Source organism: Leucobacter chironomi DSM 19883 (genome assembly GCF_000421845.1).
GTDB lineage: Bacteria > Actinomycetota > Actinomycetes > Actinomycetales > Microbacteriaceae > Leucobacter > Leucobacter chironomi.
This window is the reverse complement of record NZ_ATXU01000001.1, coordinates 278689-304195: the sequence shown is the minus strand read 5'-3', so window position 1 is coordinate 304195 and position 25507 is coordinate 278689. Positions and strand designations below refer to the sequence as shown.

The following is a 25507-nucleotide window of genomic DNA, read 5'->3' as shown; positions in this document are numbered from 1 at the left end:
CAGTTCCCGGCTTCGCGTTTCCGCCCGATTGCGAGAGAATACGCAACATGTCAACCTACTTCGAACGGGGAGGAACCGGCTCATGCTGAGATACATCCTCTTCCGTCTGCTGCAGGTGATCCCGGTGCTGCTGGGAACCACCTTCCTCATCTACTTCATGGTCTTCGCCATGCCCGGCGATCCCATCGCCGCCATGTTCGGCGACAAGCAGCCGAGCGAAGCGGTGCTCGAGCGCGTGCGCGCGCAGTACCACCTCGACCAGCCCTTCATCGTGCAGTACCTGCTCTACCTCAAGGGCATCTTCGTCGGCGACTTCGGCATCAGCTTCTCGGGCGAGCCGGTCTCGCAGATCCTCGCCCGCACCTTCCCGGTGACCATCAAGCTCGCCGCGATGGCCATCGCCATCGAGCTCGTGCTCGCCGTGATCATCGGCCTGTTCTCGGGCCTGCGCAAGGGCAAGCTGTTCGACAACGTCAACCTCATCATCGGCCTGCTGTTCATGAGCATCCCGATCTTCGTGATCGCGTTCATCGCGCAGTTCGGCCTCGGCCTCAAACTGGGGTGGTTCAAGCCCACGGTGAGCTCCGGCGCCCCCGTGCAAGACCTGCTGCTGCCGGCGATCGTGCTCGGCGTGAGCCTCTACGCCACGAGCATGCGCCTCACCCGCGCCTCGGTCATCGACACGCTCAACCAGGACTTCGTGCGCACCGCCTACGCGAAGGGACTCAGCCGCGGGAGGGTCATCCCCGTGCACGTGCTGCGCAACTCCCTCATCCCGACGATCACCAACACCGCCACCGACTTCGGCGTGCTCATGGTCGGCGCGACCGTCACCGAGGGCATCTTCAACGTGCCCGGCGTCGGCAACGTGCTCTTCCAGGCCATCCTGAAGGGCGAGAACGCGACGGTCGTCTCCTTCGTCACCGTGATGGTGCTCATCTACCTCGGCGTGAATCTGGTCGTCGACCTGCTCTACGCCGTGCTCGATCCGAGGATCCGCTATGCCTGAGCCGCAGAACCAGCCCCAGCCCGGGCGCACCGTGCGCCCGCCGATCGAGCACTTCGTGGCTCCCGTCGACGAGACCCCCATCGTTCCCGTCGACGCGGTGCGCATCAAGGAGAAGAAGTCGAACCTCTGGCTCGACGCCTGGCGCGACATGCGCCGCCGACCCATGTTCTGGATCTCGGTCGTGATCATCCTCATCGTCGTGCTCGTGTCGCTGTTCCCGGCCATGTTCACGCAGGTGGATCCCCGGGCGAGCTCGCTCGCGAACTCGAACGGCGCCCCTACCGCGGGGCACCCGCTCGGATTCACGAAGCAGGGATACGACGTCTACTCGCGCATCATCTACGGCGCCTCGACCTCCGTCTCCGTGGGTCTCATCGTGATCGCCATCACCTTCGTGGTGGGCACCGTGATGGGCGCCCTCGCCGGCTTCTTCGGCGGTGCGCTCGACACCGTGCTCTCGCGTCTGGGCGACATCTTCTTCTCGATCCCCTACATCCTCGCCGCGGTCGTCGTGATGAGCGTGATGCAGGACCACCGCAACCCGCTCGTGATCGCCTTCGCGATCGGCGGCTTCTCGTGGCCGATCACCGCGCGCATCGTGCGCAGCGAGATCCTGCGGGTGAAGAACGCCGACTTCGTGATGGCGGCCGAGTCGCTCGGGCTCTCGCGCTTCGCGACGCTCGTGCGGCACGTGCTGCCGAACGCGCTGGCGCCGGCCATCGTGGTGACCACCCTCTCACTGTCCTCCGCCATCGTGGCCGAGGCGACGCTCTCGTTCCTCGGCGTCGGTCTGCCTCCCGGGCAGTTCATCAGCTGGGGCAACGACATCAGCGCTGCGCAGCTCTCGCTGCGCACCGATCCGATGCCCCTCATCTATCCGTCGCTCGCGCTCACGGTCACCGTGCTGGGGTTCATCCTGCTCGGCGAGGTCGTACGCGACGCGCTTGACCCGAAGGCGAGGGCCCGTCGATGAGCGCAGCCAACCAGAACGAGCAGGCTGCGAAGCCGCTGCTGAGCGTGCGCGACCTGCGGGTCGCCTTCGGCTCGAAGAAGCAGCCGAACGAGGTGCTGCACGGCATCTCCTTCGACGTGCACCCCGGCGAGACCGTCGCGATCGTGGGCGAGTCGGGCTCCGGCAAGTCGACCACCATGCACGCCGTCATCAACCTGCTGCCGGGCACCGGCCGCACCACCGGCGGCTCGGTGCAGTGGAACGGGCGCGAGCTCGTGGGCATCCACCGGCGCGACATGGAGGCGATCCGCGGACGCGAGATCGGCCTCGTGCCGCAGGATCCCATGTCGAACCTCAATCCTGTGTGGTCGGTCGGATTCCAGGTCGAGGAGGCGATCCGCGCCAACGGGCTCGCGAAGGGCCGCAAAGAGGTCAAGCAGCGCGCCATCGAGGTGCTCGAGCAGGCCGGCCTGCAGAACGCCGAGCAGCGCATGAAGCAGTACCCCCACCAGTTCTCGGGCGGTATGAAGCAGCGCGCGCTCATCGGCATCGGCCTCGCCGCGAGCCCGCAGCTGCTGATCGCCGACGAGCCCACCTCGGCGCTCGACGTGACCGTGCAGCGCGTGGTGCTCGACCACCTCGCCTCGATGACCGAGCAGCTCGGCACCGCCGTCGTGTTCATCACGCACGACCTCGGCCTCGCGGCCGAGCGCGCCGAGAAGCTGATCGTCATGTACAAGGGCAACATCGTCGAGTCGGGTCCGAGCCGCGAGATCCTGCAGCACCCGCAGCACCCCTACACCAAGCGTCTCGTCTCGGCGGCGCCGAGCCTCGCGTCGCGCCGCATCGGCTCCGACGCCGTGGTGCCGGCCGCTCCCACCGAGAGCTTCGACCTCGCGGCGCTCGCCGAGAGCGAGAAGCCCACGGTGAAGCACGGCGAGCCCATGATCGAGGTGCAGGGGCTCGGCAAGGTCTACAAGATCCGCAAGGGCAACTTCGGCTTCGAAGACTTCCACGCCGTCTCCGACGCCTCGTTCACCGTGAACCGCGGTGAGACGATGGCGCTCGTGGGCGAGTCGGGGTCGGGCAAGTCGACGATCGCGAAGATGGTGCTGCAGCTCGAGAAGCCCACGTCGGGCTCGATCCGCATCGGCGGCGAGGAGACTGCGACGCTCTCGGGCCGCAAGCTGTTCGACCTGCGGCGCACCCTGCAGCCGGTGTTCCAGGATCCGTACGGCTCACTCGATCCGCTGCACAACATCGGCAACACGATCATGGAGCCGCTGAAGATCCACAGCGTGGGCGACGCGGCGAGCCGCAGGGAGCGCATGCTCGAACTGCTCGACCAGGTCGCACTGCCGCGCGAGCTCGCGACCCGCTACCCGAACGAGCTCTCGGGCGGGCAGCGGCAGCGCGTCGCCGTCGCGCGCGGTCTCGCGCTCAAGCCCGACATCCTCGTGCTCGACGAGGCCGTCTCGGCGCTCGACGTGCTGGTGCAGGCGCAGATCCTCGACCTGCTGGCCGAACTGCAGCGGGAGCTGGGACTCACCTACCTGTTCATCACCCACGATCTCGCGGTGGTGCGCCTCATCGCCGACCGGGTGTGCGTGATGCAGCAGGGACGCATCGTGGAGCAGGCGACCACCGAGGAGGTCTTCGAGAATCCCCAGCAGGAGTACACGAAGAACCTGCTCGCCGCGATCCCCGGCGCGAAGATCGAGCTCGGGATCAGCTGAAGCAGCGCCCGCGCACTGCGCGGCGCACGCAGAAGGGGCGGATCGGCCGATGCCGATCCGCCCCTTCTGCATTGCCGCCATCGCTCGTCTTTCCTGTGCCTCCCGCCATCGCTCGTCCTTCCTGTGCCTCCCGCACATGAAATCGGGGTCACTTCTGGTCGTGTGTCGCGCCATGACACGGCAAAAAGTGACCCCGATATCGGTACGTATGTAGATACGTGCGGGCGTGCGGGCGAGACGCAGGCCGTGCGCCGTGCGGGCGCTGCGGGCCGTGCGGGCGTGCTGCGGGCCGTGCGGGCGAGCGCGCCGTGCGCGGGTGACGGCTCAGGCGCCGCGGCGGTAGACGAGCACGCCGATGCAGCCGAGGATCGCCGCCGAGAGCACGAACAGCGACATCGGCAGGGCGGTGTGCTCGCCCCAGGCTCCGACGAGGGGCGAGGCGAGGCCGCCCACGGCGAACTGGCTCGCCCCGAGCAGCGCGGATCCCGCTCCGTGCGAGGCCTCGGCGAGGCTGAGGGCGAGGGCGCTCGCGTTCGACATGATGAGCCCGGTGCCGCCGGTGAGGGCGAAGGCGCAGGCGATGAAGAGCGGCGGCGAGAGCGTGGCGGAGATCGCCGCCGCCGTGAGCGTCGTGCCCGCGGCGAGGGAGAGCCCGCTGCCGATGAGCAGCATGCGCGTGGCGGGCACCTTGCCGGCGAGCCGCGCGTTCGTCAGGTTCGCGAGGATCATCGCGAAGGCGCCCGCGGCGAAGGCGAGCGAATACAGGAAGGGCGGCATGCCGAGCACGGTCTGGCCCACGAAGGGCGACGCCGAGATGTAGGCCATCATGCTGCCGAACCCGAGGCCGAAGACGCAGGTGAGCAGCAGGAACCGGCGGTTCGCGAGCAGTCGGCCGAAGTCGTGCAGCGCGGTGCGGACGCCCGAGGTGGTGCGGTGGTCGCGGGGGAGCGACTCGGGGACGAGGATCAGCGCGAGCGCGAACATGGCGGTGGCGATGGCGGCGAGCGTCGCGAGCACGGCGCGCCAGTCGCCGAGCATGAGGATCGCGCCGCCTACGGGCGGGGCGAGCAGCGGGCCGAGCCCGACGAACATCGCGATGAGGCTGATGGCGCGGATCGCGTCGGGGCCCTTCGTGAGGTCGACCGCGATCGCGCGGGAGACGACCACCCCGGCGGAGCCCGAGATGCCCTGCACGGCGCGGAGCGCGACGAAGACCGCGATGTTCGGTGCGAACACCATCGCGATGCTCGACGCGGCGAAGACGGCGAGCGCGATGACGAGCACGGGCCGGCGGCCGCACTGGTCGGAGAGGGGGCCGAGCAGCAGCTGGCCGACGCCCATGCCGATGAGGAAGGCGGTGAGGGTGAGCTGCACGGACGAGGGCACGGCGCCGAGATCGTCCGCGATCGAGGTGAACGACGCGAGGTACATGTCGGTCGCGAAGGGGCCGACGGCGGCGAGGAACGACAGCACGGCGAGCAGACCGGGGGAGAGGCGGTCGCGCGCGAACATTCACCGATCATATACGATCCAGGGCCGAGTGCGGCGCGTGCAGGAGCGGGCGCACGGGCGCAGCCCGATCCGCCATGTCCGTGATCCCAGACAACGGCGCGGGGAACCGCGTTGTCGCGGGGGCGGGAGCGCGCTGGAATAGGGGGAAGACCACCGGGTCGCTCCGCGACTCCCCACGAAAGGATCACCCATGGCTCTTCCCGGCGCCCGCCCCGTCCGCGCCCCCCGCGGCACCGAGATCTCGACGAAGAGCTGGCAGACCGAGGCCCCGCTCCGCATGCTCATGAACAACCTCGACCCGGAGGTCGCCGAGCGCCCCGACGACCTCGTCGTCTACGGCGGCACCGGTCGCGCCGCCCGCAGCTGGGAGGCCTACGACGCGATCGTCGACACTCTGCGCGACCTCGAAGAGGACGAGACGCTGCTCGTGCAGTCGGGCAAGCCCGTCGGAGTGTTCCGCACGAACAAGTGGGCGCCCCGCGTGCTCATCGCCAACTCGAACCTCGTGGGTGACTGGGCGACGTGGCCCGAGTTCCGCAAGCTCGAGGCCGAGGGCCTCATGATGTACGGCCAGATGACCGCGGGCTCGTGGATCTACATCGGCACCCAGGGCATCCTGCAGGGCACCTACGAGACCTTCGCCGCCGCCGGCCGCAAACTGCAGGGCCAGGGGCGCATCGAGACCGTCGAGGGCAAGGGCTCGCTCGCCGGCACCATCACCCTCACCGGCGGCTGCGGCGGCATGGGCGGCGCGCAGCCCCTCGCCGTCACCCTGAACGACGGCGCCTGCCTCATCGTCGACGTCGACAAGACCCGACTCGACCGCCGCGCCGGCAAGCGCTACCTCGACGAGGTCGTCGAAGACCTCGACGAGGCGCTCGCCAAGGTGCAGCAGGCCAAGGACGAGCGACGCGGATGGTCGGTCGGCCTCGTCGGCAACGCCGCCGAGGTGTTCCCCGAGATCCTGCGCCGCCACCAGGCCGGTGAGGTCTCCATCGACCTCGTCACCGACCAGACGAGCGCCCACGACCCGCTGTCGTACCTGCCCATCGGATACGTGGTCGAGGAGCGCCTGGAGCGCGCCGAGGCCGACCCCGAGCAGTTCACGAAGGACGCGCAGGCGTCGATGGCGGCGCACGTGCAGGCCATGGTCGAGTTCCAGGACGCGGGCGCCGAGGTGTTCGACTACGGCAACTCGATCCGAGACGAGGCGCGCAAGGGCGGCTACGACCGCGCCTTCGAGTTCCCCGGCTTCGTGCCGGCCTACATCCGCCCCCTCTTCTGCGAGGGCCTCGGCCCGTTCCGCTGGGCGGCGCTCTCGGGCGACCCCGAGGACATCCGCGTCACCGACGAGGCGCTCAAGGAGCTCTTCCCCGACAACACGCATCTCCACCACTGGCTCGACGCCGCCGCCGAGCGCGTCGAGTTCGAGGGGCTGCCCGCCCGCATCTGCTGGCTCGGCTACGGCGAGCGCCACCAGGCCGGCCTGCTCTTCAACAGGCTCGTCGCCGAGGGCAAGGTGAGCGCGCCGATCGTGATCGGCCGCGACCACCTCGACTCGGGATCCGTCGCATCGCCCTACCGCGAGACCGAGGCCATGGCCGACGGCTCCGACGCGATCGCCGACTGGCCGCTGCTCAACGCGCTCACCGCGACATCCTCGGGCGCCACCTGGGTCTCGATCCACCACGGCGGCGGCGTGGGCATCGGCCGCTCCATCCACACCGGCCAGGTCTCGGTGGCCGACGGCACCGAACTCGCTGCTGAGAAGTTGGAGCGGCTACTCACGAACGATCCCGGCATGGGCGTCATCCGCCACGTCGACGCGGGTTACGAGCGCGCGGCCGAGGTCGCCGAAGAGCGCGGGGTGCGGATCCCCGTCGCGCCGACCGTGCGCAACACCGAGCGGGCCTGGTAGCAGGGGGCGGGGTGCCCTGGGGCGCCCCACTCCTTGCGCCCTTCCACCCTTCTTCCCCGCCCGGGGCGCCGAGAGGCGGGTTTCGCAGGTCTTCGGATCGGAGGAGCTGCGAAACCCGCCTCTCGGGCGCATCCGGCCCCGCGTCACCGCGGCGATCCGACATGAACGATGAGAGAGTGAACCCATGAGCGAAGGAAGCGCATCGGCCGCGCCCACCCTGCTGATCGACAACATCGGCGAGCTGACCACCAACGACCCGAGCCTCGGTGAGGGGATCGGCGGGCGTCTGCGCGCCGCCGCCGTGGTGGTCGAGGCCGGCCGGATCGCGTGGGTCGGCCCCGCAGCGGCGGCCCCGGCCGCCGACGAGCGCGTCGACGCGGCCGGGAGGGCGGTGCTGCCCGGCTGGGTCGACTCGCACAGCCACCTGGTGTTCGGGGGCGACCGCACCGCCGAGTTCGAGGCGCGCATGGCCGGCGAGGCGTACGCCGCCGGCGGCATCAACGTGACGGTCGAGGCGACCCGCGCCGCGAGCGAGACGGCGCTCGCCGCGAACCTCGCCCGCCTCGTCTCCGAGGCCCGACGCGGCGGCACCACCGTGCTCGAGACCAAGACCGGCTACGGCCTCACCGTCGACGACGAGGTGCGCGCCGCGCGGGTCGCGGGCGGGCAGGTCGACGCGGTCACCTTCCTGGGGGCGCATGTGGTGCCGGCCGGGCAGGATCCGCAGTCCTATCTCGACCTGGTGACCGGGCCGATGCTCGAGGCCGTCGCCCCGTATGCGAGCGCCGTCGACGTGTTCTGCGAGACCGGCGCCTTCGACGAAGCCGCCTCGCGGCGCGTGCTCGACAGCGCCCGCGCGGCGGGCCTCGCCACCCGCGTGCACGGCAATCAGCTGGGACACGGCCCCGGCGTGCAGCTGGCCGTGGAGCACGGTTCGCTCAGCGTCGACCACCTCGGATTCCTGAACGACGACGACATCGCGGCGCTCGCCGGCTCATGGGCCGACGGCGGCCGCGGCACAGTCGCGACCGTGCTGCCCGCCTGCGACCTCTCCACGCGCATGCCGCTCGCCCCCGCCCGCGCGCTGCTCGACGCCGGCGCGGTGCTCGCGATCGCCTCGAACTGCAACCCGGGCACCTCGTACACGAGCTCGATGGGCTTCTGCGTGGCGACCGCGGTGCTGCAGATGGGGCTCACGGTCCAGGAGGCCGTGCGGGCGGCGACGCTCGGCGGTGCGGTGGCGCTCGGCATGCACGAGGACGGCTGGCGCGATCCGCGCGGCGCAGCCCAGGCCCGCGTGGGCACCATCGCGCCCGGAGCCCGGGCCGACCTGCAGCTGCTCGACGCGCCCTCGGTGACGCACCTCGCCTACCGGCCCGGCATGCCGCTCACCGCCGCGGTCTGGCGCGCGGGCGTGCGCGAGGTCTAGCGCGATCTGTCACCGCACGGTGCGCCGGCCGTAGATGCGGGTCGAGAGCACCTCGGCGGCGCCCCGCACCTCGGCCGCGAGCTCGGGGAGGCGGTCATCGGGCACCCGCTCATCCGGGAACGTCACCGCGATGGCCGCGACCGGCCAGCCCCGGTGATCGAGCACCGGCACGCCCACCGAGGTCAGACCCGAAGTGACCGATCCGCGTTCGAGGGCGAAGCCGCGCGTCACGGTCTCGTCGAGCACCGTGCGCAGTCGCGAGTAGCGGTCGATGCCGTCGCCCGGCTCGTGCCGGTGCACGAAGGCGCGCTGGTCGGGGAAGAGCGCCCGGGCCTGCGCCTTCGGCAGGGCCGCTAGCACTGCGCGGCCGCTCGCCGTGAGGTGCATCGGCAGGCGCACGTCGACGTCGGTGACCAGCGGGGGAGACCCCGGCGCGCGCTCCTCGATCACGTAGAGCACGTCGCGGCCGTGCGGCACGGCCAGGTGCCCGCTCATCCGCACCCGGTCGACGAGCGCGGCGACGAGCGGGCGGCCGATGCGCGCGAGCGGCTCCTGTCGCTCGTAGGCGGAGCTCAGCGCCACGGCGGCGAGGCCGAGGCCGTAGCGCTTCTCCTCAGGCAGGTGCATCACGAAGTCGTGCTCCTGCAGCGTCGCGAGCAGGTGGTAGACGGTCGACCGCGGAATGCCCAGCTGGGCGGCGATCATGGTGGCGGGCATCGGCCCGCGCGACGCCGCCAGCAGGCTCAGGATGCGCAGCGCGTGATCCGCCGCGGGAACCTTCGGAGTGGCCATGCTTCGCAGCCTACCTTTCCGGTCTCGTGCGGGCGTCGCGTGCGCTTCTGCGTTGGGCGGGCGTGCGGCGCGAGGAGCTGTGCGAGATCGGGGTCGCTTTTGGCCGCGTGTCGCCGTGACACGCGACCAAAAGCGACCCCGATCTCGGTGAGGACGGTGAGGGCTTTTGGGAGCGCGGGGAGGACGGGGCGGGATGGAAGGGAGCGCTCAGGCGAGCGGTGCGCCCAGTCGTTCCTCGACGGCCGCGAGCACGCTCCCGGTCACGACGAGCTCGTGGGCGGCCGTGATGCTCGGCGACAGGAACTCGTCGGTGTCCGGGGCCGGGATGCGGGTGCGGAAGAGCGCGTGCACGGCCGCCGTCGACGCTGCAGGGGCGCCCGCCTCGGGATCGTGGGCTCGGAAGTCGAGTGCCCGCGTGGAGGCGAGCAGCTCGATGGCGAGCACGCGCGACAGGCCATCGATCGCGCGACGCAGCTTGCGGCCGGCGTGCCAGCCCATCGAGACGTGGTCCTCCTGCATCGCCGATGACGGGATCGAGTCGACCGAGGCGGGCGCGGCGAGGCGCTTCAACTCGGAGACGATGCCGGCGGCCGTGTACTGCGCGATCATGAGGCCCGAGTCGAGGCCCGCGTCGGCGGCGAGGAAGGGCGGCAGCCCGTGGTTGCGGGACACGTCGAGGAAGCGGTCGGTGCGCCGCTCGCTGATCGAGGCCAGGTCGGCGACAGCGATGGCGAGGAAGTCGAGTACGTAGGCGACGGGCGCGCCGTGGAAGTTGCCGTTCGACTCGACGCGGCCGTCGAGCGTGACGACGGGGTTGTCGACGGCGGATCGCAGCTCGACGGCCGCGACGCGCGCCGCGTGATCGGCGGTGTCGCGCGCGGCGCCGTGCACCTGCGGGGAGCAGCGCAGCGAGTAGGCGTCCTGCACGCGCGTGAACTCGCCCTCGCGGGGGCGCTGGATCAGGCTCGACCCGGCGAGCACCGCGCGCATGTTCGCGGCTGCGGCGGCCTGGCCGGGGTGCGGCCGCAGAGCTTGCAGATCGGCGGCGAACACGGCGTCGGTGCCGGTGAGCGCTTCGACGCTCGCGGCCGCGGCGACATCGGCGGTCTGCAGCAGCGCTGCGAGGTCGTGGAGCGCGAGGCAGAGCATGCCGAGCATGCCGTCGGTGCCGTTGATGAGGGCGAGGCCCTCCTTCTCGGCGAGGACGAGCGGCGCGATGCCGGCGGCGGCCAGGGCTTCCGCGGCGGGGATCGGGGCCTGGTGCGGATCCTGCCCGACCCGCACGTGTCCCTCGCCCATGAGGGTGAGCGCGCAGTGGGCGAGGGGGCTGAGGTCTCCCGAGCAGCCGAGCGAGCCGTACTCGTGCACCACCGGGGTGATGCCGGCGTTGAGGATCGCGACGTAGGTCTCGACGACCGCGGGCCGCACGCCCGTGCGCCCCGACGCGAGGGTGTTGATGCGCAGCAGCATGAGGGCGCGCACCACTTCGCGCTCGACCTCGGGGCCGGTGCCGGCGGCGTGCGAGCGGATGAGACTGCGCTGGAGCTGCTGCCGCTTCTCGACGGGGATCTGCACCTTGGCGAGCGCGCCGAAGCCGGTGGAGACGCCGTAGTGCGGGCGGGTGTCGCCGGCGAGGTCTTCGATGATGCGGCGGCTCTCGGCGACGCGGGCCAGGACGGCGGCGGGGATCTCGACCCGTGCGTCGTGGCGGGCGACCGAGACGACGTCGCCGACGGAGAGGGTGGCGTCGCCGAGCACGACGGAGGTGGCTGCGGGTGCGTTCGCGTTCATGGCTTCGATCTCATCGCACGCGGCTGCTCGGGTCCAGCGGTTTCCCGGCTCAGCTGTCTGAGATCCCGGACATCTGGGCGACTCGCAGACGCGGGTCTGGAATCACAGACGGCAGCAGCGGCTCGGGGTGGCGACTTCGGCGCCCGCAGCTGTTAGCTTCGCTGGCATGAGCCACGCAACGCCCGCCCGCCCCGCCCTCTCCCACGACCCCTCCTGGCCCCGGACGGGCGGCTGGTCGGCGCCCGACGGCGCCCCCGCCGACCTCGTGCTCGTCGGCATCCCCACCTCGCAGACCTCGCTCTCGCCGACGAACGCCCACGAGACGCCCGCCGCGGTGCGCGAGGCCCTGCGCCGCTACTCCAGCCACGTCGTGGCCGAGGGCGCTCCGGACGCCCGCGGCGATGAAGCCGAGCTGGTGCTCGACGACGCGCTGCGCATCATCGACGCCGGCGACCTCGCCGACCCCGACACCGAAGAGGGGGAGCGGCTGGCCTCCGAGCGGGTGCGGCAGCTCTCCGAGACCGCGCAGCTGCTCGTCGCGCTCGGCGGCGACAACGCCCTCACGGTGCCGGCCGCGCTCGGCGTCGCCGGCGCGGATCTCGCGACGGCGGGCCTCATCACGCTCGACGCGCACCACGATCTGCGCGACGGCCGCAGCAACGGATCCCCGGTGCGGCGCCTCGTCGAGCTCGGCCTCGACCCCAGCCGCATCGTGCAGATCGGCATCGCCGACTTCGCGAACTCGCGGGCCTACCGCCGGCGCGCGAAGGATCTCGGCATCACGGTGATCCACCGCAGCGAGCTGCGCACCCGGAACCTCGCCGAGATCGTCGGCGAGGCGCTCGCCGTCGCGGGCGCGGCCGGCGGGCCGATCCACGTCGACCTCGACGTGGACGTCTGCGATCGCTCGGTGGCGCCCGGCTGCCCGGCATCGATCCCCGGGGGCATCGCCGCCGATGAGCTGCGGCTCGCGACCCGGCTGCTCGCCGCCGATCCCCGGGTGCGCGGCATCGACATCGCCGAGGTCGACGCGACCGCCGATGCTCCCGACGGGCGCACGGTGCGGCTCGCGGCGCTGCTCGTGCTCGAGGCCGCCGCGGGGCTCGCCGAACGGCTGAGCCGGTAGTCTCGACCCTCGTGGGGCCCACCCCGCGGCCGCAGCAGACCACGAAGGGACACGGCGATGAGCTCGATCCACGGCGCCGGTGATGCGGCCGCGGGCTCCGGCGACGCGACCGGGAGCGCCGGCGACGCGGTCGCGGACCCGGGAGACGCAGCCGGTGACGGCGGCCTCCGCCGCGGTCTCACCGCCCGTCACATCCGCTTCATGGCGCTCGGATCGGCGATCGGCACGGGCCTCTTCATGGGCTCCTCCGGCGCTATCCAGACGGCGGGGCCGGCGGTGCTGCTCGCCTACGTGATCGGCGGTGCCGCGGTGTTCATGGTGATGCGCGCCCTCGGCGAGATGGTCGTGCGGCACCCCGTGTCCGGCTCCTTCGGGCAGTACGCGTCGCGCTACATCCACCCCTTCGCCGGGTTCCTCGTCGGCTGGAGCTTCGCCTTCGAGATGTTCCTGGTCGCCGTGTTCGACGCCACTGCGATCGGCCTCTACATGCGCTTCTGGTTCCCCGAGGTGTCGCAGTGGGTGTGGGGGCTCGCGGTGGTCTGCTGCATCGCGGCGATCAACCTCGTCGGCGTGAAAGTGTTCGGCGAGCTGGAATTCTGGTTCGCGCTCATCAAGATCGCCGCCATCGTGGTGCTCATCGCGGCGGGCGTGGGCGTGATCCTCTTCGGTTTCGGGGTGGCCGATCACGACCGCATGGGGGTGCAGAACCTGGTGGATCACGGGGGCTTCATGCCCCACGGCGTCTGGGGTCTGCTCGCCTCGTTCACGATCGTCACGTTCGCCTTCGGCGGGATCGAGATCATCGGCGTCACGGCGGGCGAGGCGCAGGACCCGAAGCGCGTGCTGCCGAAGGCCATCAACTCGGTGCCGATCCGTATTCTGCTCTTCTACGTGCTCACGCTCGGGGTGATCATGTGCATCCAGCCGTGGACCGAGATCACGGGGGAGACGAGCCCGTTCGTCTCCCTCTTCGAATCGCTCGGGTTCCGAGCCGCCGCCGCGGTCTTCAACGTCGTGCTCATCACCGCGGCGCTCTCGGCGATGAACGCCGACATCTTCGGTGCGGGGCGCATGCTGCACGGCCTCGCCGAGCAGGGCCAGGCACCCCGGGCGTTCACGCGGACGACCCGCGCCGGCGTGCCGATCCTCACCGTCGTCACCATGATCGTCGGCCTGCTCGTCGGGGTGGTGCTCAACTGCCTCTACCCCGACCAGGTGCTCTTCCTGCTCGGCGCGCTCGCCACCTTCGCGACGGTGCTGGTCTGGCTCGTGATCCTCATCGCCCACATCCGCATGAAGGCCGAGATCCGCCGGGATCACCGCCTGCCGAGCGAGTTCCCGGTGCCGCTGTGGCCGGTCGCCTCATGGCTCACAGCGGCATTCATCGTCTTCGTCATCGTGATGGTCGGGATCGTGCCGGAGTCGCGTCCCGCGCTCGTGGTGGGGCTCGTCTGGGTGCTGCTCCTCGGGGCCTGCTACCTCCTCTTCGTGCGCGGCGAGGGCCGTGCGGCGTACCGGCTCGTCGACACGACGCGGCCGATCGAGGTCGCCAACCGGCAGAGTGCACGGCGGCGCGCGAAACGGGTGGAGTGAAGCGCCCAGTGCGGCTCGCAGTTTCGGCATGTAACATAGAACGTTCGCTGTTTCACGTTCGTTAGGAACCATCTATGGCTCTCGCCACTCGCGAAGACCTCCGCAACGTCGCCATCGTCGCACACGTCGACCACGGCAAGACCACCCTCGTCGACGCCATGCTGCGTCAGACCAACTCCTTCGACGCTCACGCCGAGGTCGACGACCGGGTCATGGACTCCAATGACCTCGAGCGCGAGAAGGGCATCACCATTCTCGCGAAGAACACGGCGATCACCTACGAGGGCGCTCACGCGAAGAACGGGCCCATCGTCATCAACGTGGTCGACACCCCCGGTCACGCCGACTTCGGCGGCGAGGTCGAGCGCGCGCTCTCGATGGTCGACGGCGTGGTGCTGCTCGTCGACGCCTCCGAGGGCCCGCTGCCGCAGACCCGCTTCGTGCTGCGCAAGGCGCTCGAGGCCCACCTGCCCGTGATCCTCGCGGTCAACAAGACCGACCGCCCCGACGCGCGCATCGAAGAGGTCGAGAGCGAGGCGCAGGACCTGCTGCTCGGCCTCGCATCCGACCTCTCCGAGGATCACCCCGACATCGACGTCGACGCCGTGCTCGACGTGCCGACCGTCTACCTCTCCGGCCGTGCCGGTGCGGCGAGCCACAACCGTCCCGCCGACGGCGACCTGCCCGACAACCCTGATCTCGAGCCGCTCTTCGAGACCATCCTCGAGCGCGTGCCCGCCCCCGTCTACGACGACGAGCACCCGCTGCAGGCCCACGTCACGAACCTCGACTCCTCGCCGTTCCTCGGCCGTATCGCGCTGCTGCGCCTCCACCACGGCTGGATCAAGAAGGGCCAGAACGTGGCCTGGGTGAAGCACGACGGCACCGTGCAGAACGTGCGCATCACCGAGCTCATGCTCACCAAGGCGCTCACCCGCTACCCCGCCGAGCAGGCGGGCCCCGGCGACATCGTCGCGATCGCCGGCATCGAGGACATCACCATCGGCGAGACCATCGCCGACGCCGAGGACGTGCGCCCGCTGCCGACCATCACGGTCGACGAGCCCGCCATCTCGATGACCATCGGCGCCAACACCTCGCCGCTGGTCGGCAAGGTCAAGGGCCACAAGCTCACCGCCCGCATGATCAAGGATCGCCTCGACCGCGAGCTCATCGGCAACGTGTCGCTGCGCGTCGTCGACACCGGCCGCCCCGATGCGTGGGAGGTGCAGGGGCGCGGCGAGCTCGCGCTCGCGATCCTCGTCGAGAACATGCGCCGCGAGGGCTTCGAGCTCACCGTCGGCAAGCCGCAGGTGGTCACCCGCGAGATCGACGGCAAGAAGCACGAGCCCTACGAGCACCTCACGATCGACACCCCCGAGGAGCACCTCGGCGCGATCACCCAGCTGCTCGCGGCGCGCAAGGGCCGCATGGAGAACATGGTGAACAACGGCACCGGCTGGGTGCGCATGGAGTTCATCGTGCCGTCGCGAGGCCTCATCGGCTTCCGCTCGGAGTTCATGACGATCACCCGCGGCACCGGCATCGCGAACGCGATCGCCCACGGCTACGACGAGTGGGCCGGCGTCATCAACACCCGCAACAACGGCTCGATCGTGGCCGACCGCGCGGGCGTGGCGACGCCGTTCTCGATCATCAACCTCCAGGAGCGCATGAGCTTCTTCGTGCAGCCGACCGAAGAGGTCTACGAGGGCATGGTCATCGGTGAGAACTCGCGTTCGGAAGACATGGACGTGAACATCACCAAGGAGAAGAAGCTCACCAACATGCGCTCTTCCACAGCCGACAGCTTCGAGTCGATGACCCCGCCGCGCAAGCTCACGCTCGAGGAATGCCTCGAGTTCGCGCGCGAGGACGAGTGCGTCGAGGTGACCCCCGAGAACGTGCGCATCCGCAAGGTCGAGCTCGAGGCGTCGCTGCGCGCCCGTGCCGCGTCGCGCCTCAAGAACCAGAAGTAGCACTGCGCTGCTGAGGGCCGCCGCCCGACCCCGAGATCTCGGGGCCGGGCGGCGGCCCTCGGCGTTTCCTGGGCCTGTCTGGGGTGCGCCCTTGCGCGCAGTCGCGCGCGAGTGAGTGCGGCCGCAGGATTGACGCCGCCTGGTCGCGTCGCTACCGTGTGGGTGACGGCGCGACGAAGGGAGCAGCCATGAACCCGGTGAGCCGCGATGCGACTCTGGGAGGCGGTCCGCGCGCGAGCGGTTTGCGCATCGATCCTGGGGATCCGCGCCCTCCGTTCGAGCAGCTGCGCGCGCAGCTCATCGAGCGGATCATGACGCGGCAGCTGCCCGAGGGCACGAAGCTTCCGTCGGTTCGGCAGCTCGCGGCGGATCTCGCGCTGGCGCCGAATACGGTCGCGCGCGCCTACCGCGAGCTCGAGGCCGAGGGGTATCTCGTCACCCGCGGACGCAACGGCACGACCGTGGCCCCCATCGCCCCCGCCGACGCGGCTGCGCAGCTGGGGGCGGCAGAGCTGGTGGCTGCGTATGTGGAGGGGATGCGGGCGCTCGGTTTCGGATCCGAGGCGATCGTGGGGGAGGTGCGCCGGGCCCTGTGACCCGGCGCACGATCCGCTTCGGGGCGTTCAGCGCCGCGGGAACTCCTCGCCGGCGACGACGGTGAGCCGGGGCTCGGCGGCGCGCAGCGCCTCGGCGCCATCGGCGAAGGGGTCCGCGTCGAGCACGGCGAAGTCGGCCCGGCGCCCGGCCGCCAGCACGCCCCGTGAGGCCCCCCACCCGCAGGCCTCGGCGGCGCCGCGCGTCGCAGCGACGAGGGCGTGCTCGAGGTCGAGGTGCAGCTCGGGGTGGTTGGCGGGGAGCTCGGGCCGTTGGGGAGAGCGCCGCGTCACCGCGATGAAGAGATTCGGCAGTGGGGCGTAGGGGGCGGTGGGGGCGTCGGTGCCGAGCGCGATCCGGGCGCCGGCGGCCGCGAACTCGGCCCAGGGGTAGCCGCGCTCGACGCGCTCGTCGCCGAGCTGGCTGCGCCACGCGCCCTGCACTGCGGGGTCGGAGTGCACCGGCTGCACGGAGGCGACCGTGCCGGACTGCGCAATGCGTTCGGCGGCACGGCGATCCACGAATTCGAGGTGCTCGATGCGGTGCAGCGGCCCGTCCACGCCGTTCGTGCGACGTGCCGCCTCGATCATGTCGAGGGCGAGGTCGACCGCTGCGTCGCCGATCGCGTGCATCGCGACCTGCAGGCCGGCGGCGTCGGCGGCGGTGACGATGGGTTCGAGCAGCGCCCGGCTCCACAGGGGGTCGGGGTGGGCTCCGTCGGCGTAGGGGGCGGACATCGCGGCGGTGCCGCTGTCGATGACCCCGTCGATCCACACCTTGATACCCGCGATGCGCAGCATGGGGTCGTTCTCGCCGCGCTCGGCGGATCGGGCGGCGACGCGGTCGCGGATTCCGATGGCCTGCTGCAGCTGCTCCTGCAGTCTTTCGGGGTCGGCGGAGGTTTCGACGCGGAGATAGCCGGCGACGGGGATCGGCAGCGCCCCGCCCTCCCAGGCCCGTTCGAGCGCTTCGAACTCCGCGCGGCGCAGGCCGAGGTCGGCGACCGCGGTCGTGCCGGCCGCGCGATAGCTCTCGAGGGCTCGCAGCACGGCGTCGTCGCGCACGGCGTCGTCTTCGAGCCGCTCGACCCCTCCGCGCATGAGCACGAGCGCAGCGGTTTCGAGCAGCAGGCCCGTCGCATCTCCGGCGGCGTCGCGCACAATGGTGCCGCCCTCCGGATCCGGGGTGTCGCGGTCGATACCGAGCTCGTGCAGCGCAGCCGTGTTGACCCAGCCGGAGTGCAGGTCGTTCGACACGAGGTACACCGGGCGGTCGGCGACGACGGCGTCGATCATGCTGCGGTCCGGCTGCGCACCGGCGAGCGGTTCCAGCAGCCAGCTGCGGCCCAGCACGCGGGGGGCGTCGGGCTTCGCCGCTGCGGCCTCTGCGATCCTGCGCTGCATCTCGGGGAGGTCTCCGGCGTCGAGCAGGTCGACCTGCGAGAGCGAGCGGCCGAGGTTCACGAGGTGACTGTGCGCCTCGACGAAGCCGGGGGTCACGAGCGCGCCGTGCAGCTCGACCACGCGGGTCGTGCCGGGGTGGTGCGCGGCCAGCTGGTCGGCTGCGGCGACGGAGCCGGCGAATCGGATCGCGCCGTCGTGCACCAGCAGGGACTCCGCCCAGGGGTGTGCGGCATCGGCGGTGAAGATGCGCCCGCCGCGATAGTGGGTGAGTAAGTGCGACATAGGTCCTTCCCTGTTCAGGAACAGGGTATCGGCTCGCCGGGGCCCCGGAGAGGCCGCCGATTTTTGCCCTGGCCGGAAACGCGCTAGAGTAATCCTCGCGTGAAAAACGCAATCGGGATGTGGCGCAGCTTGGTAGCGCACGTCGTTCGGGACGACGGGGTCGCAGGTTCAAATCCTGTCATCCCGACCACGAAAGCCGCGGAAACCTTATGGTTTCCGCGGCTTTTTCGGTTGGTGAACTCGACCCGGCCACGGGGAGACCACTCCGATTCACCAGAGCAGGGGCGAGGGCTGCCTCCTCTGATGCGGCACGGCCGCGGGCCCCTCCGCCCGTCCGCGCGAGTACGCTGAGCGTATGGAGGATCGCAGCGACGCTCTCCCCGCGGTTCGCGCCGCGAGGCTATCGGTTCGGCGCGGCCGGCGCACGGTGCTCGACGGCATCGGGTTCGAGATCCCGCGTGGGCAGGTTACGGGGCTGCTCGGCCCGTCGGGGTGCGGCAAGAGTACGCTGATGCGCTCGATCGTGGGCGTGCAGGCGGGTGTCACCGGTGAGCTGAGCGTGCTCGGCGAGCGGGCGGGATCGGCGCGGCTGCGTCGCCGCGTCGCCTATGCCACGCAGGCTGCATCCGTCTACGACGACCTCAGCGTGGCGCAGAACCTGCGCTATTTCGCCCGCGTGCTCGGCGTTTCCAAGGACGATGCGGATCGGGCGATCGAGCAGGTGGGTCTCGGCGAGTACGCCGGACATCGTGTCGAAGCGCTGAGCGGCGGGCAGCGCAATCGCGTCTCATTGGCGGCCGCACTGCTCGGGAATCCCGAGCTCGTGGTGCTGGACGAGCCCACTGTGGGCTTGGATCCGGTGCTGCGGGTGGAGCTGTGGGGCCTGTTCCGAGAACTCGCGAGCACGGGCACGGCGCTGCTCGTCAGCAGCCACGTCATGGACGAGGCGCTGCGCTGCGACCGCCTGCTGCTGATGCGCGAGGGCCGCATCATCGCCGATACCGCGCCGGGCGCCCTGCTCGCGCAGACCGACACCGACGACCCTGAGGCGGCGTTCCTCGCGATCATCGCATCGCAGCCGGGCGACGGCACCCACCCGGTCCCGCCCGCGAATCCCGCTGATCCACCTCACCACGGGCGCCACAGCGCCGACGGTGCCGCAGCTTCAGGGGAGGCGCGATGAACCTCTCCCGCACCTGCTCCACCGCCGGCCGCGTGCTGCGGCAGCTCAGCCACGATCCGCGCTCCATCGCCCTGCTGCTGCTCATGCCGAGCCTGCTGGTGGGCCTCTTCGCCTGGCTGTTCGACGCGCAGCCGGGCGCGTTCGCGCAGCTCGGCGGGCCGATCCTGGCGCTGTTCCCCTTCATCCTGATGTTCATCATCACCTCGGTGACGACGCTGCGCGAGCGCCGCTCGGGCACCCTCGAACGGCTGATGACCACACCGCTCGGCAAGGGCGACTTCATCGTCGGGTACGCGCTCGCCTTCGGCCTCGCAGCCACCGTGCAGGCGGTGATCACCGTCGGCTTCGCGGTGATCGTCTGCGGGCTGGAGGTCTCGGGACCGCTCTGGCAACTCGGGCTCGTCGCCGTGCTCGACGCGCTGCTCGGCACCGGGCTCGGGCTGCTCGCCAGCGCGTTCGCGCGCACCGAGTTCCAGGCGGTGCAGTTCATGCCGGTGCTCGTGTTCCCGCAGATCCTCCTCGGCGGCCTGCTGATGCCGCGCGACCAGATGCCCGAAGCGCTGCACGCGATCTCGGACTGGCTGCCCCTCAGCTACGCGATCGACGCGGTGATCGCCGTGACCCGTGGCGACGAGGGCTGGGGTCTCGGCCGGCCGCTCATCGTGATCGCCGCGGTGACGCTGGTGGCGCTCGGGCTCGCGGCGCTCACTCTGCGCCGTCGTACGCCGTAGCCCGGCGGTTCCACAGCTGGTGCGTGAGGCCGCTCGCGCTGGCGACCGTCTCGAGCGTGAAGCGATCCTCGAAGCCGGTCACCCCCTCCCACAGGCTCACCCCGCGGCCCAGTGTGATGGGCACGATGATCACGTGCAGGAAGTCGACGAGATCGGCGCTCAGAAACTGGCGGATCGTGGTCGGGCCGCGGCCGATCCGCACGTCCCGCCCGCCCGCCGCCTCCCGGGCCTGCCGCAGCGCCTCCTCCGGCCCGGCGTCCACGAAGTGGAAGCTGGTGCCGTTCTCGAACACCATCGGCTCGCGCGGGTGATGGGTGAGGATGAAGCAGGGCGTCTTGAAGGGCGGCTCGTCGCCCCACCAGCCGCGCCAGCCGTCGTCGGGCCACGGCCCCTGCTGCGGTCCGAACTTGCGGCGCCCCATGATCTCGGCGCCGATGCCCTGGCCCCACAGGCTGAACAGCGCCCGGTCCAGCGTCACCGGCTCCGCCACCCGGTGCACGCCCTCGATGACCCGGCCGTCGAACCAGCCGAAGAGGCTGCGTGCGCCGCCGATCGGCTCATCGAAGGTGACGTACTCCCCGGCGGAGAACCCGTCGAGCGACACGAACTGATTGTGGACGCGCGTGCGAGTCATGATGCCTCCAGCGGATCGGGCGGGGCCGGCCCAATCTCGGATGAGAGGGGTGCGACCGCGCTCTCGCAGATTAGATGATCGGCCCCTGCCGCGCCACCCTCCAGGTGCGCGGCGGCAGCGCGATCAGGCCTCGTCACCGCCGCTCGACAGCTCCGACAACCCGGCCTGCACGGCCCGCAGCCGCACCCGTGCCCGGCGATACCGCAGGTAGTCGCCGAGGTTCGCGAGGCACACGGCGCCGACGATGACGAGCAGGATCGGGACCCAGCCGGTGTCGTCGGCGCCGTACCCCGTCAGCGCGAACAGCGCGGTGAGCACCGCCGCGGTGACCACGGCGGCGATCGCGCCGTTGAGGAGGAAGTAGACGCCCGCCCGCGCGATGCGCGCGGGCAGCAGCGATGTGATCCACTCGGTGACGACCCCGACGAGCAGCCCGATGCCGCCGCTCACGAGCACGGCGAGGAGCCGCTCGCCGATCCCGCCGATGCCGGGGTCGAGCAGCAATACGAGCACCCCGACCGCCAGACCGAGGAGCAGCGATTTCACCACGTTGCCAGTGTTCATCGTGCACCTACATCCTCACCGCGGCGCGCAGGCGCTTCGCGTAGATCTTCGAGGCTTCGAGCTCCCCGCCGCCCGCCATCCGCAGCACGAGCCGGGAGTTGAACCAGGGGACGATCTCGCGCACGTGCAGCAGGTTCACGATCTGGGAGCGGTTGATGCGCACGAATCCGAGCGCGCTCCAGCCGTTCTCGTAGTGCTGAAGGGTCTCCCGCACGCGGAACCTGCCGTTCGCCGTGCACGCGAAGATCGCGTCGCCCGCGGCCTCGAAGTAGTGCACGTCTCGCGGCGCGAGCACGGAGAGCGCTCCCCGGCTGCCGTGGCCCGAGCTGTGGCCGGTGATGACGCGGGGCGGACCGGCGGGCAGCCCCGCGGCGATCATGCGCACCGCCTCCATGTAGTCGAGCGGGTCGAACAGGATCGCCGGGGCTCCGGCCGGCGCCTCGAAGCCCCGCTCGACGAGCGCCCACTCGGCCGCCGCACCCGGCAGGGGCGGGGCGTGATCACCACCGGTCGCTGCCACCGGCACTCCGGCGAGCGCGAGCTCGCGCGTGAGTCGCTGCGCCAGTTCTGGCGAGCACACCAGCCGCACCATGTCCCGGTCCTGTCGTCGTGTCGTCGTGTCGTGGCGTTCGGTCACTCCGCCAGCCGGTCGACGAGCAGTCGCGCGTCCACGAGCTGCTCGATCGCCTCCTGGTCGTAGCCCATCGCACCGAAGTTGGCGATGTAGTAGGTATCGCTGCTCGGATCGTACAGGGCGAACGAGCCCGTCGCCCCCACGGCTCCCCGCACATCCGACATCGAGAACAGCAGCGGCGAGAGCTCCGAGAAGCGGAACTGCATGATGCCCTTGCCGTAGCGGATGCCCGGCTCGATCTCCTGCTCGAAGCGGGTGAGTTCGGCGCGCGTCGGCGCCGAGAGGAGGTCCCCCTGTTCGAATGCGCGCGTGAAGCGCAGCAGGTCGTGCATCGTGGTCACCACGCCGCCACCGGCCCAGTCGGCGGAGAGCGCCCCGCGCTCGCTCAGATCCACGCCGGAGACGTCGAGGGCGAGGATGCCGCGCCCCGGGCCGAACTCGGTCATGAACTCGCTGTCGCTCATACCGAGCGGGGCGAAGATGCGGTCGTCGAGGATCTGCGCGTACGGCTTCCCCTCGATGCGTTCGAGGGCGAGGCCGAGCAGCACGTAGCCGGTGTCCGAGTACGAGAACGCCTGGCCTGGTGGGGCGATGGGCTGCTGGCGCTCGCGCGAGACGGCGAGGAGGTCGGCGGGCGCGTAGATCCGGTCGGGATCGGCGGCGATCTCTTCGAGCATCGTCGGGCCGCTCACCACCGGGCCGGCGAGGTAGTCCGCGACGCCCGAGGTGTGGGAGAGCAGCTGCCCGAGGGTGATGCCGGCGGCGTGGTCGACCCCGTCGACGGTGAAGAGACCGGCGAGTTCGCCGTCGTCGAGCCAGTTCGCCGCGGGGTCGTCGAAGTCGACGACCCCTTCGTCGACGAGCTGCCCGTAGACGGTGGCCAGCATCGTCTTGCCGACGCTGGCGGAGTGGTATCGGCTGTCGACCCCGGCGGGTTCGGGGCTGCCGGGCCGTTCCGAACCGACGGCGTACTGCATGAGCCGGTCGTCGTCGGCGGAGTAGATCGTGAGCAGCGCGCTCGACAGGCCGGCGTCGGATTCGACGGCGGCGCGCAGCTGCGCTTCGATGCTCCGATCCACCTCGGCCCGGCTGAGCGGTCGATTCATCACCGCCAGCGCACCGGCTCCGATGAGCACCAGCGCGAGCAGCCCGCTTCCCACCCCCAGCAGTGTTTTGCCGCGTGTCCGCATCCTCGAACTTCCTTCCGTCGGTCGTTCGAGCAGGCTACGGTCGGCGCGATCGGTCCCAGAAGACGGGGAGGCTCAGCGGTCCCGAACCGCGGTCGAGTGGTCGCTGAGCCGAGGTGAAGCGCTGAGCGGAGGTGAAGCGCTGAGCGGAGGTGAAGCGCTGAGCCGGGGTGAAGCGCTCAGCCGGCAGCGGTCCAGGTGCCCAGCCCCTGTCCGTCGAACGACTGGAGCGTCAGCGATCCGCGACCGTCGAAGGCTGCGCTCGCGCGCGACCCGAAGGGCGCGCTCTCGCTGCTGGGGGTGTAGGCGAAGGTGCCGCCGTCCCAGGGCTCGAGTTCGAGCACGGTGCGCCCCTCCGGGCCGAGCCGGAGGCGCAGACCGCCCTCGGTCGCGCTCGAGGTCTCCACGGTGAGCGGCCCGAAGTAGGGGTTGGCGTAGACCCCGGCGAGGGTGTCGAGGGCGGGCGGATCCGCGGGCGCCGTCGGCCGCTGCTCGTCGGCGAGGTCGCCGGTGGGCGCGGTGTACCCGGCGAAGAACCCGGCGGCGTCGGTGATCCAGTCGCGGGTGGTGTGCCCGTACTGCACGCGGTCGAGGAACTGCGCCGTCACTGCTTCGGGGAGGCCGACGGGGGCGCCGTTCGTGAGTACGACGATGCCGAGATCGAGTTCGGGAACGATCTGGAAGTTGGTCGCGGCGCCGAGCACGAAGGCGCCCGAGTGCGAGATCGCCATGCGGCCGCTCACCTGCGGCGAGGCGTTGAAGCCGTACCCGTAGTGGGCGGGGCGGCCGGTGAGTCCGGGGCCGGTGCCCGAGACCACCTGCGGGGTCATCGCGACCGCGAGCGCGTCGGCCTCGGCGATCCGCGTTCCCTCGAAGACGCCGTCGGCGAGCAGCGCGCGCAGCCAGCGGCTCAGGTCGTTCACGGTCGATGACACGCCGCCGGCGGGGGATTGCGGATCGGGGTCGCGATCGTACGCCGCGACGAACTCGCCCCCTTCGAGCGCGTGCAGCCGGGTGCGGTCGTCGTGCGCGATGAAGTCGTCGTGGCGGGCCGAGGTCGAGGTCATGCCGAGCGGGGCGAAGACGAGCTCGTCCATGAGCTGCTCCCAGGGTTCGCCGCGCGACGCGGCGACGGCCTCGGCGCCCGTGGTGAGACCGAAGTTGGAGTAGTGGTACTCGGTGCGGAAGGGGCTGAGCGGCTGCTGCCGAAGTCGCTGCAGGATCGCGGCGCGGTCATATCCGAGGTCTTCGAGGTCGTCGCCCGCCCCGGTTGCGAGTCCGAGGCGGTGGGAGAAGGCGTCGCCGATGGTGGCATGCTCGGTGGCGATAGGGTCGGCGAGCGCGAAGTCGGGCAGCAGGCTGCGGATCGGGGTGTCCCAGCCGATGGCACCTCCGCTTTCGCCGATGGCGGCGGCGACGCCGGTTGCCGACAGCGGCTTGGAGAGCGAGGCGATCTGGAACACGGTGTCGGGGGTGATCGGCTGACCGTTCTCGGCGGCGGTCGTGCCGTAGCCCTCGGCGAAGACGACTGCGTCGCCGTGCACCACCGCGATGGCCATGCCGGGAACGCCGCTCTGCTCGAGGGCGCGTTCGGCGATGTCGGGCAGCTCGGCGACGGCTCCTGCGATCTGCTGATCGAGCGGGCCGGGCAGCGCGATCGCGTCCTGGCCGGGGGTGTCTCCCGCGGTGACGGCGATCCCGGGCGGCGCGGCCGCGCAGCCGGGCAGCGCGAGCAGGGCGGCGAGGGCGGCGGTCGTGAACGCCGCGGAGCGACGGCTAGGCATGAGCGCTCGCGGCTGCCGGCTGCGCGGCCGGGTTGGAGCCGTCGTGCGCGTCGCGATCCGCCGGCCGTCCGCGTTCCCGAGTCGCGAAGCTCGCGGCCCACAGGCCGAAGCCGATGATCGGCACGATGATGTCGGTGTAGAGCACCACGCCGGCGTTGTGCGACGACATGTTGCCGCGGGCGATGATGTCGGCGATGTGCGCGCCGGCCGCGCCCCAGAGGAAGCAGGCCGGCCCGACGAGGGCCGCGAGCTTCAGGCTGTAGGGCATGCGCTGCGGAAAGGCCATCAGGGCGACGATGCCGATCCCGATGCTCGCGAAGCCCACCTCTGCCTGGAACCCGTTGTTCTCCCAGCCGATCAGCGAGGCGGAGAGATCGCCGAACACGGTGTGCATGATGCCGTTGAAGATGTAGGTGATGCCGATGCCGAAGAGCAGGAACCAGTTCAGCAGCGTGGCGAGAGCGATGTGACGCGAGGGGCGCTTCACGACGATCACGATGACGGCGATGAGCAGACCGGCTGCGGTGAACGTCGCCGTGAAGTTCATGAGCACGAAGGCGATGGTGAGGCTCAGCGGGTCGTTCATGGGCGAGGGCTCCGTCTTCGTTCGGGTCGGCGCTGTGGGGTCCTCGGTGTTCGGGCCGCGCGCACCGTTCTCATGCAACAATACTGAA

At 70.9% G+C, this 25507-nt stretch carries 21 protein-coding genes and 1 tRNA gene; 12 read left to right on the top strand and 10 right to left on the bottom strand.

Features of this window, described 5'->3' with window-relative positions; all coding sequences use genetic code 11:
- Positions 1–82: 82 nt before the first annotated feature.
- The 3 genes from H629_RS0101275 to H629_RS0101265 are packed head-to-tail and all read left to right on the top strand — an operon-like array spanning position 83 to position 3697.
- Positions 83–1009 (top strand): ABC transporter permease, encoded by a 927-nt coding sequence (locus H629_RS0101275; RefSeq protein WP_024355548.1) that lies wholly within the window; start codon positions 83–85, stop codon positions 1007–1009.
- Positions 1002–1982, top strand: a complete 981-nt coding sequence (locus H629_RS0101270) for an ABC transporter permease (RefSeq protein ID WP_024355547.1) — start codon at positions 1002–1004, stop codon at positions 1980–1982. Before H629_RS0101275 ends, H629_RS0101270 begins: the two co-directional genes overlap by 8 nt.
- Entirely contained in the window at positions 1979–3697 is a 1719-nt protein-coding gene (locus H629_RS0101265) for a dipeptide ABC transporter ATP-binding protein (RefSeq protein ID WP_024355546.1), read from the top strand. The genes H629_RS0101270 and H629_RS0101265 overlap by 4 nt, the downstream gene beginning before the upstream one ends.
- 324 nt (positions 3698–4021) lie before the next feature.
- On the opposite strand, the gene H629_RS0101260 is transcribed toward H629_RS0101265, so the two are convergent.
- A complete protein-coding gene (locus H629_RS0101260) occupies positions 4022–5209 on the bottom strand; it encodes a multidrug effflux MFS transporter (protein ID WP_051137760.1) in 1188 nt (395 codons plus the stop codon).
- A 190-nt stretch (positions 5210–5399) separates the two neighbouring features.
- Between H629_RS0101260 and hutU the strand changes: the two genes are divergently transcribed.
- The gene (gene hutU / locus H629_RS0101255) at positions 5400–7127 is read left to right on the top strand and encodes a urocanate hydratase (protein ID WP_024355544.1); all 1728 of its coding nucleotides are present in this window, start codon (positions 5400–5402) and stop codon (positions 7125–7127) included.
- 184 nt (positions 7128–7311) lie between these two features.
- A complete protein-coding gene (gene hutI, locus H629_RS0101250) occupies positions 7312–8556 on the top strand; it encodes an imidazolonepropionase (RefSeq protein ID WP_029746416.1) in 1245 nt (414 codons plus the stop codon).
- Between the two features lie 9 nt (positions 8557–8565).
- Here hutI and H629_RS0101245 read toward each other — a convergent pair whose 3' ends face one another.
- Together H629_RS0101245 and hutH are read right to left on the bottom strand one after the other, a co-directional pair.
- Positions 8566–9348, bottom strand: coding sequence for an IclR family transcriptional regulator (locus H629_RS0101245; protein ID WP_024355542.1), 783 nt, complete (start codon positions 9346–9348; stop codon positions 8566–8568).
- Positions 9349–9555: 207 nt separating this feature from the next.
- Positions 9556–11139 (bottom strand): histidine ammonia-lyase, encoded by a 1584-nt coding sequence (gene hutH / locus H629_RS0101240; RefSeq protein ID WP_024355541.1) that lies wholly within the window; start codon positions 11137–11139, stop codon positions 9556–9558.
- Between the two features lie 166 nt (positions 11140–11305).
- Here hutH and H629_RS0101235 point away from each other — a divergent pair, with 166 nt between their 5' ends.
- The 4 genes from H629_RS0101235 (at position 11306) to H629_RS0101220 (ending at position 16433) form a co-directional block, all read left to right on the top strand.
- On the top strand, positions 11306–12265 hold the full coding sequence (locus H629_RS0101235; RefSeq protein ID WP_024355540.1) for an arginase family protein: 960 nt from the start codon (positions 11306–11308) through the stop codon (positions 12263–12265).
- A 57-nt stretch (positions 12266–12322) separates the two neighbouring features.
- Positions 12323–13858, top strand: coding sequence for an amino acid permease (locus H629_RS0101230; RefSeq protein ID WP_024355539.1), 1536 nt, complete (start codon positions 12323–12325; stop codon positions 13856–13858).
- A gap of 74 nt (positions 13859–13932) precedes the next feature.
- Positions 13933–15837 (top strand): translational GTPase TypA, encoded by a 1905-nt coding sequence (gene typA / locus H629_RS0101225; protein ID WP_024355538.1) that lies wholly within the window; start codon positions 13933–13935, stop codon positions 15835–15837.
- A 188-nt stretch (positions 15838–16025) separates the two neighbouring features.
- Positions 16026–16433 (top strand): GntR family transcriptional regulator, encoded by a 408-nt coding sequence (locus H629_RS0101220; RefSeq protein ID WP_051137769.1) that lies wholly within the window; start codon positions 16026–16028, stop codon positions 16431–16433.
- A 27-nt stretch (positions 16434–16460) separates the two neighbouring features.
- Here H629_RS0101220 and H629_RS0101215 read toward each other — a convergent pair whose 3' ends face one another.
- A complete protein-coding gene (locus H629_RS0101215; RefSeq protein ID WP_024355536.1) occupies positions 16461–18116 on the bottom strand; it encodes an amidohydrolase in 1656 nt (551 codons plus the stop codon).
- Between the two features lie 113 nt (positions 18117–18229).
- Here H629_RS0101215 and H629_RS0101210 point away from each other — a divergent pair.
- The 3 genes from H629_RS0101210 to H629_RS0101200 all read left to right on the top strand — a co-directional run bounded on the left by H629_RS0101210 (position 18230) and on the right by H629_RS0101200 (position 20030).
- Positions 18230–18306, top strand: a tRNA-Pro gene (locus tag H629_RS0101210).
- Positions 18307–18471: 165 nt separating this feature from the next.
- On the top strand, positions 18472–19299 hold the full coding sequence (locus H629_RS0101205) for an ABC transporter ATP-binding protein (protein WP_024355535.1): 828 nt from the start codon (positions 18472–18474) through the stop codon (positions 19297–19299).
- Positions 19296–20030 (top strand): ABC transporter permease, encoded by a 735-nt coding sequence (locus H629_RS0101200; protein WP_024355534.1) that lies wholly within the window; start codon positions 19296–19298, stop codon positions 20028–20030. Before H629_RS0101205 ends, H629_RS0101200 begins: the two co-directional genes overlap by 4 nt.
- On the opposite strand, the gene H629_RS0101195 is transcribed toward H629_RS0101200, so the two are convergent.
- The 6 genes from H629_RS0101195 to H629_RS0101170 form a co-directional block, all read right to left on the bottom strand.
- The gene (locus H629_RS0101195) at positions 20005–20664 is read right to left on the bottom strand and encodes a dihydrofolate reductase family protein (RefSeq protein WP_024355533.1); all 660 of its coding nucleotides are present in this window, start codon (positions 20662–20664) and stop codon (positions 20005–20007) included. The genes H629_RS0101200 and H629_RS0101195 overlap by 26 nt on opposite strands.
- Before the next feature lie 123 nt (positions 20665–20787).
- On the bottom strand, positions 20788–21228 hold the full coding sequence (locus H629_RS0101190) for a hypothetical protein (protein WP_024355532.1): 441 nt from the start codon (positions 21226–21228) through the stop codon (positions 20788–20790).
- A gap of 7 nt (positions 21229–21235) precedes the next feature.
- Positions 21236–21820, bottom strand: coding sequence for a LytTR family DNA-binding domain-containing protein (locus tag H629_RS14375; RefSeq protein ID WP_024355531.1), 585 nt, complete (start codon positions 21818–21820; stop codon positions 21236–21238).
- Between the two features lie 41 nt (positions 21821–21861).
- The gene (locus H629_RS0101180; protein ID WP_205618674.1) at positions 21862–23022 is read right to left on the bottom strand and encodes a serine hydrolase domain-containing protein; all 1161 of its coding nucleotides are present in this window, start codon (positions 23020–23022) and stop codon (positions 21862–21864) included.
- Positions 23023–23228: 206 nt separating this feature from the next.
- Complete coding sequence (locus H629_RS0101175; RefSeq protein WP_024355529.1) at positions 23229–24833, bottom strand: serine hydrolase; 1605 nt, start codon at positions 24831–24833, stop codon at positions 23229–23231.
- Positions 24826–25419 carry a DUF6790 family protein gene (locus tag H629_RS0101170; protein ID WP_051137759.1) on the bottom strand — a complete coding sequence of 198 codons (594 nt, stop codon included), beginning with the start codon at positions 25417–25419 and terminating at the stop codon, positions 24826–24828. Before H629_RS0101170 ends, H629_RS0101175 begins: the two co-directional genes overlap by 8 nt.
- Positions 25420–25507 lie beyond the last annotated feature (88 nt).

What these genes read in the sequence shown, in the direction of transcription:
- H629_RS0101275 (WP_024355548.1), top strand. Translation starts at nt 83, where the DNA reads ATGCTGAGATACATCCTCTTCCGTCTGCTGCAGGTGATCCCGGTGCTG.
- H629_RS0101270 (WP_024355547.1), top strand. Translation starts at nt 1,002, where the DNA reads ATGCCTGAGCCGCAGAACCAGCCCCAGCCCGGGCGCACCGTGCGCCCG.
- H629_RS0101265 (WP_024355546.1), top strand. Translation starts at nt 1,979, where the DNA reads ATGAGCGCAGCCAACCAGAACGAGCAGGCTGCGAAGCCGCTGCTGAGC.
- H629_RS0101260 (WP_051137760.1), bottom strand. Translation starts at nt 5,209, where the DNA reads ATGTTCGCGCGCGACCGCCTCTCCCCCGGTCTGCTCGCCGTGCTGTCG.
- hutU (WP_024355544.1), top strand. Translation starts at nt 5,400, where the DNA reads ATGGCTCTTCCCGGCGCCCGCCCCGTCCGCGCCCCCCGCGGCACCGAG.
- hutI (WP_029746416.1), top strand. Translation starts at nt 7,312, where the DNA reads ATGAGCGAAGGAAGCGCATCGGCCGCGCCCACCCTGCTGATCGACAAC.
- H629_RS0101245 (WP_024355542.1), bottom strand. Translation starts at nt 9,348, where the DNA reads ATGGCCACTCCGAAGGTTCCCGCGGCGGATCACGCGCTGCGCATCCTG.
- hutH (WP_024355541.1), bottom strand. Translation starts at nt 11,139, where the DNA reads ATGAACGCGAACGCACCCGCAGCCACCTCCGTCGTGCTCGGCGACGCC.
- H629_RS0101235 (WP_024355540.1), top strand. Translation starts at nt 11,306, where the DNA reads ATGAGCCACGCAACGCCCGCCCGCCCCGCCCTCTCCCACGACCCCTCC.
- H629_RS0101230 (WP_024355539.1), top strand. Translation starts at nt 12,323, where the DNA reads ATGAGCTCGATCCACGGCGCCGGTGATGCGGCCGCGGGCTCCGGCGAC.
- typA (WP_024355538.1), top strand. Translation starts at nt 13,933, where the DNA reads ATGGCTCTCGCCACTCGCGAAGACCTCCGCAACGTCGCCATCGTCGCA.
- H629_RS0101220 (WP_051137769.1), top strand. Translation starts at nt 16,026, where the DNA reads ATGAACCCGGTGAGCCGCGATGCGACTCTGGGAGGCGGTCCGCGCGCG.
- H629_RS0101215 (WP_024355536.1), bottom strand. Translation starts at nt 18,116, where the DNA reads ATGTCGCACTTACTCACCCACTATCGCGGCGGGCGCATCTTCACCGCC.
- H629_RS0101205 (WP_024355535.1), top strand. Translation starts at nt 18,472, where the DNA reads ATGGAGGATCGCAGCGACGCTCTCCCCGCGGTTCGCGCCGCGAGGCTA.
- H629_RS0101200 (WP_024355534.1), top strand. Translation starts at nt 19,296, where the DNA reads ATGAACCTCTCCCGCACCTGCTCCACCGCCGGCCGCGTGCTGCGGCAG.
- H629_RS0101195 (WP_024355533.1), bottom strand. Translation starts at nt 20,664, where the DNA reads ATGACTCGCACGCGCGTCCACAATCAGTTCGTGTCGCTCGACGGGTTC.
- H629_RS0101190 (WP_024355532.1), bottom strand. Translation starts at nt 21,228, where the DNA reads ATGAACACTGGCAACGTGGTGAAATCGCTGCTCCTCGGTCTGGCGGTC.
- H629_RS14375 (WP_024355531.1), bottom strand. Translation starts at nt 21,820, where the DNA reads ATGGTGCGGCTGGTGTGCTCGCCAGAACTGGCGCAGCGACTCACGCGC.
- H629_RS0101175 (WP_024355529.1), bottom strand. Translation starts at nt 24,833, where the DNA reads ATGCCTAGCCGTCGCTCCGCGGCGTTCACGACCGCCGCCCTCGCCGCC.
- H629_RS0101170 (WP_051137759.1), bottom strand. Translation starts at nt 25,419, where the DNA reads ATGAACGACCCGCTGAGCCTCACCATCGCCTTCGTGCTCATGAACTTC.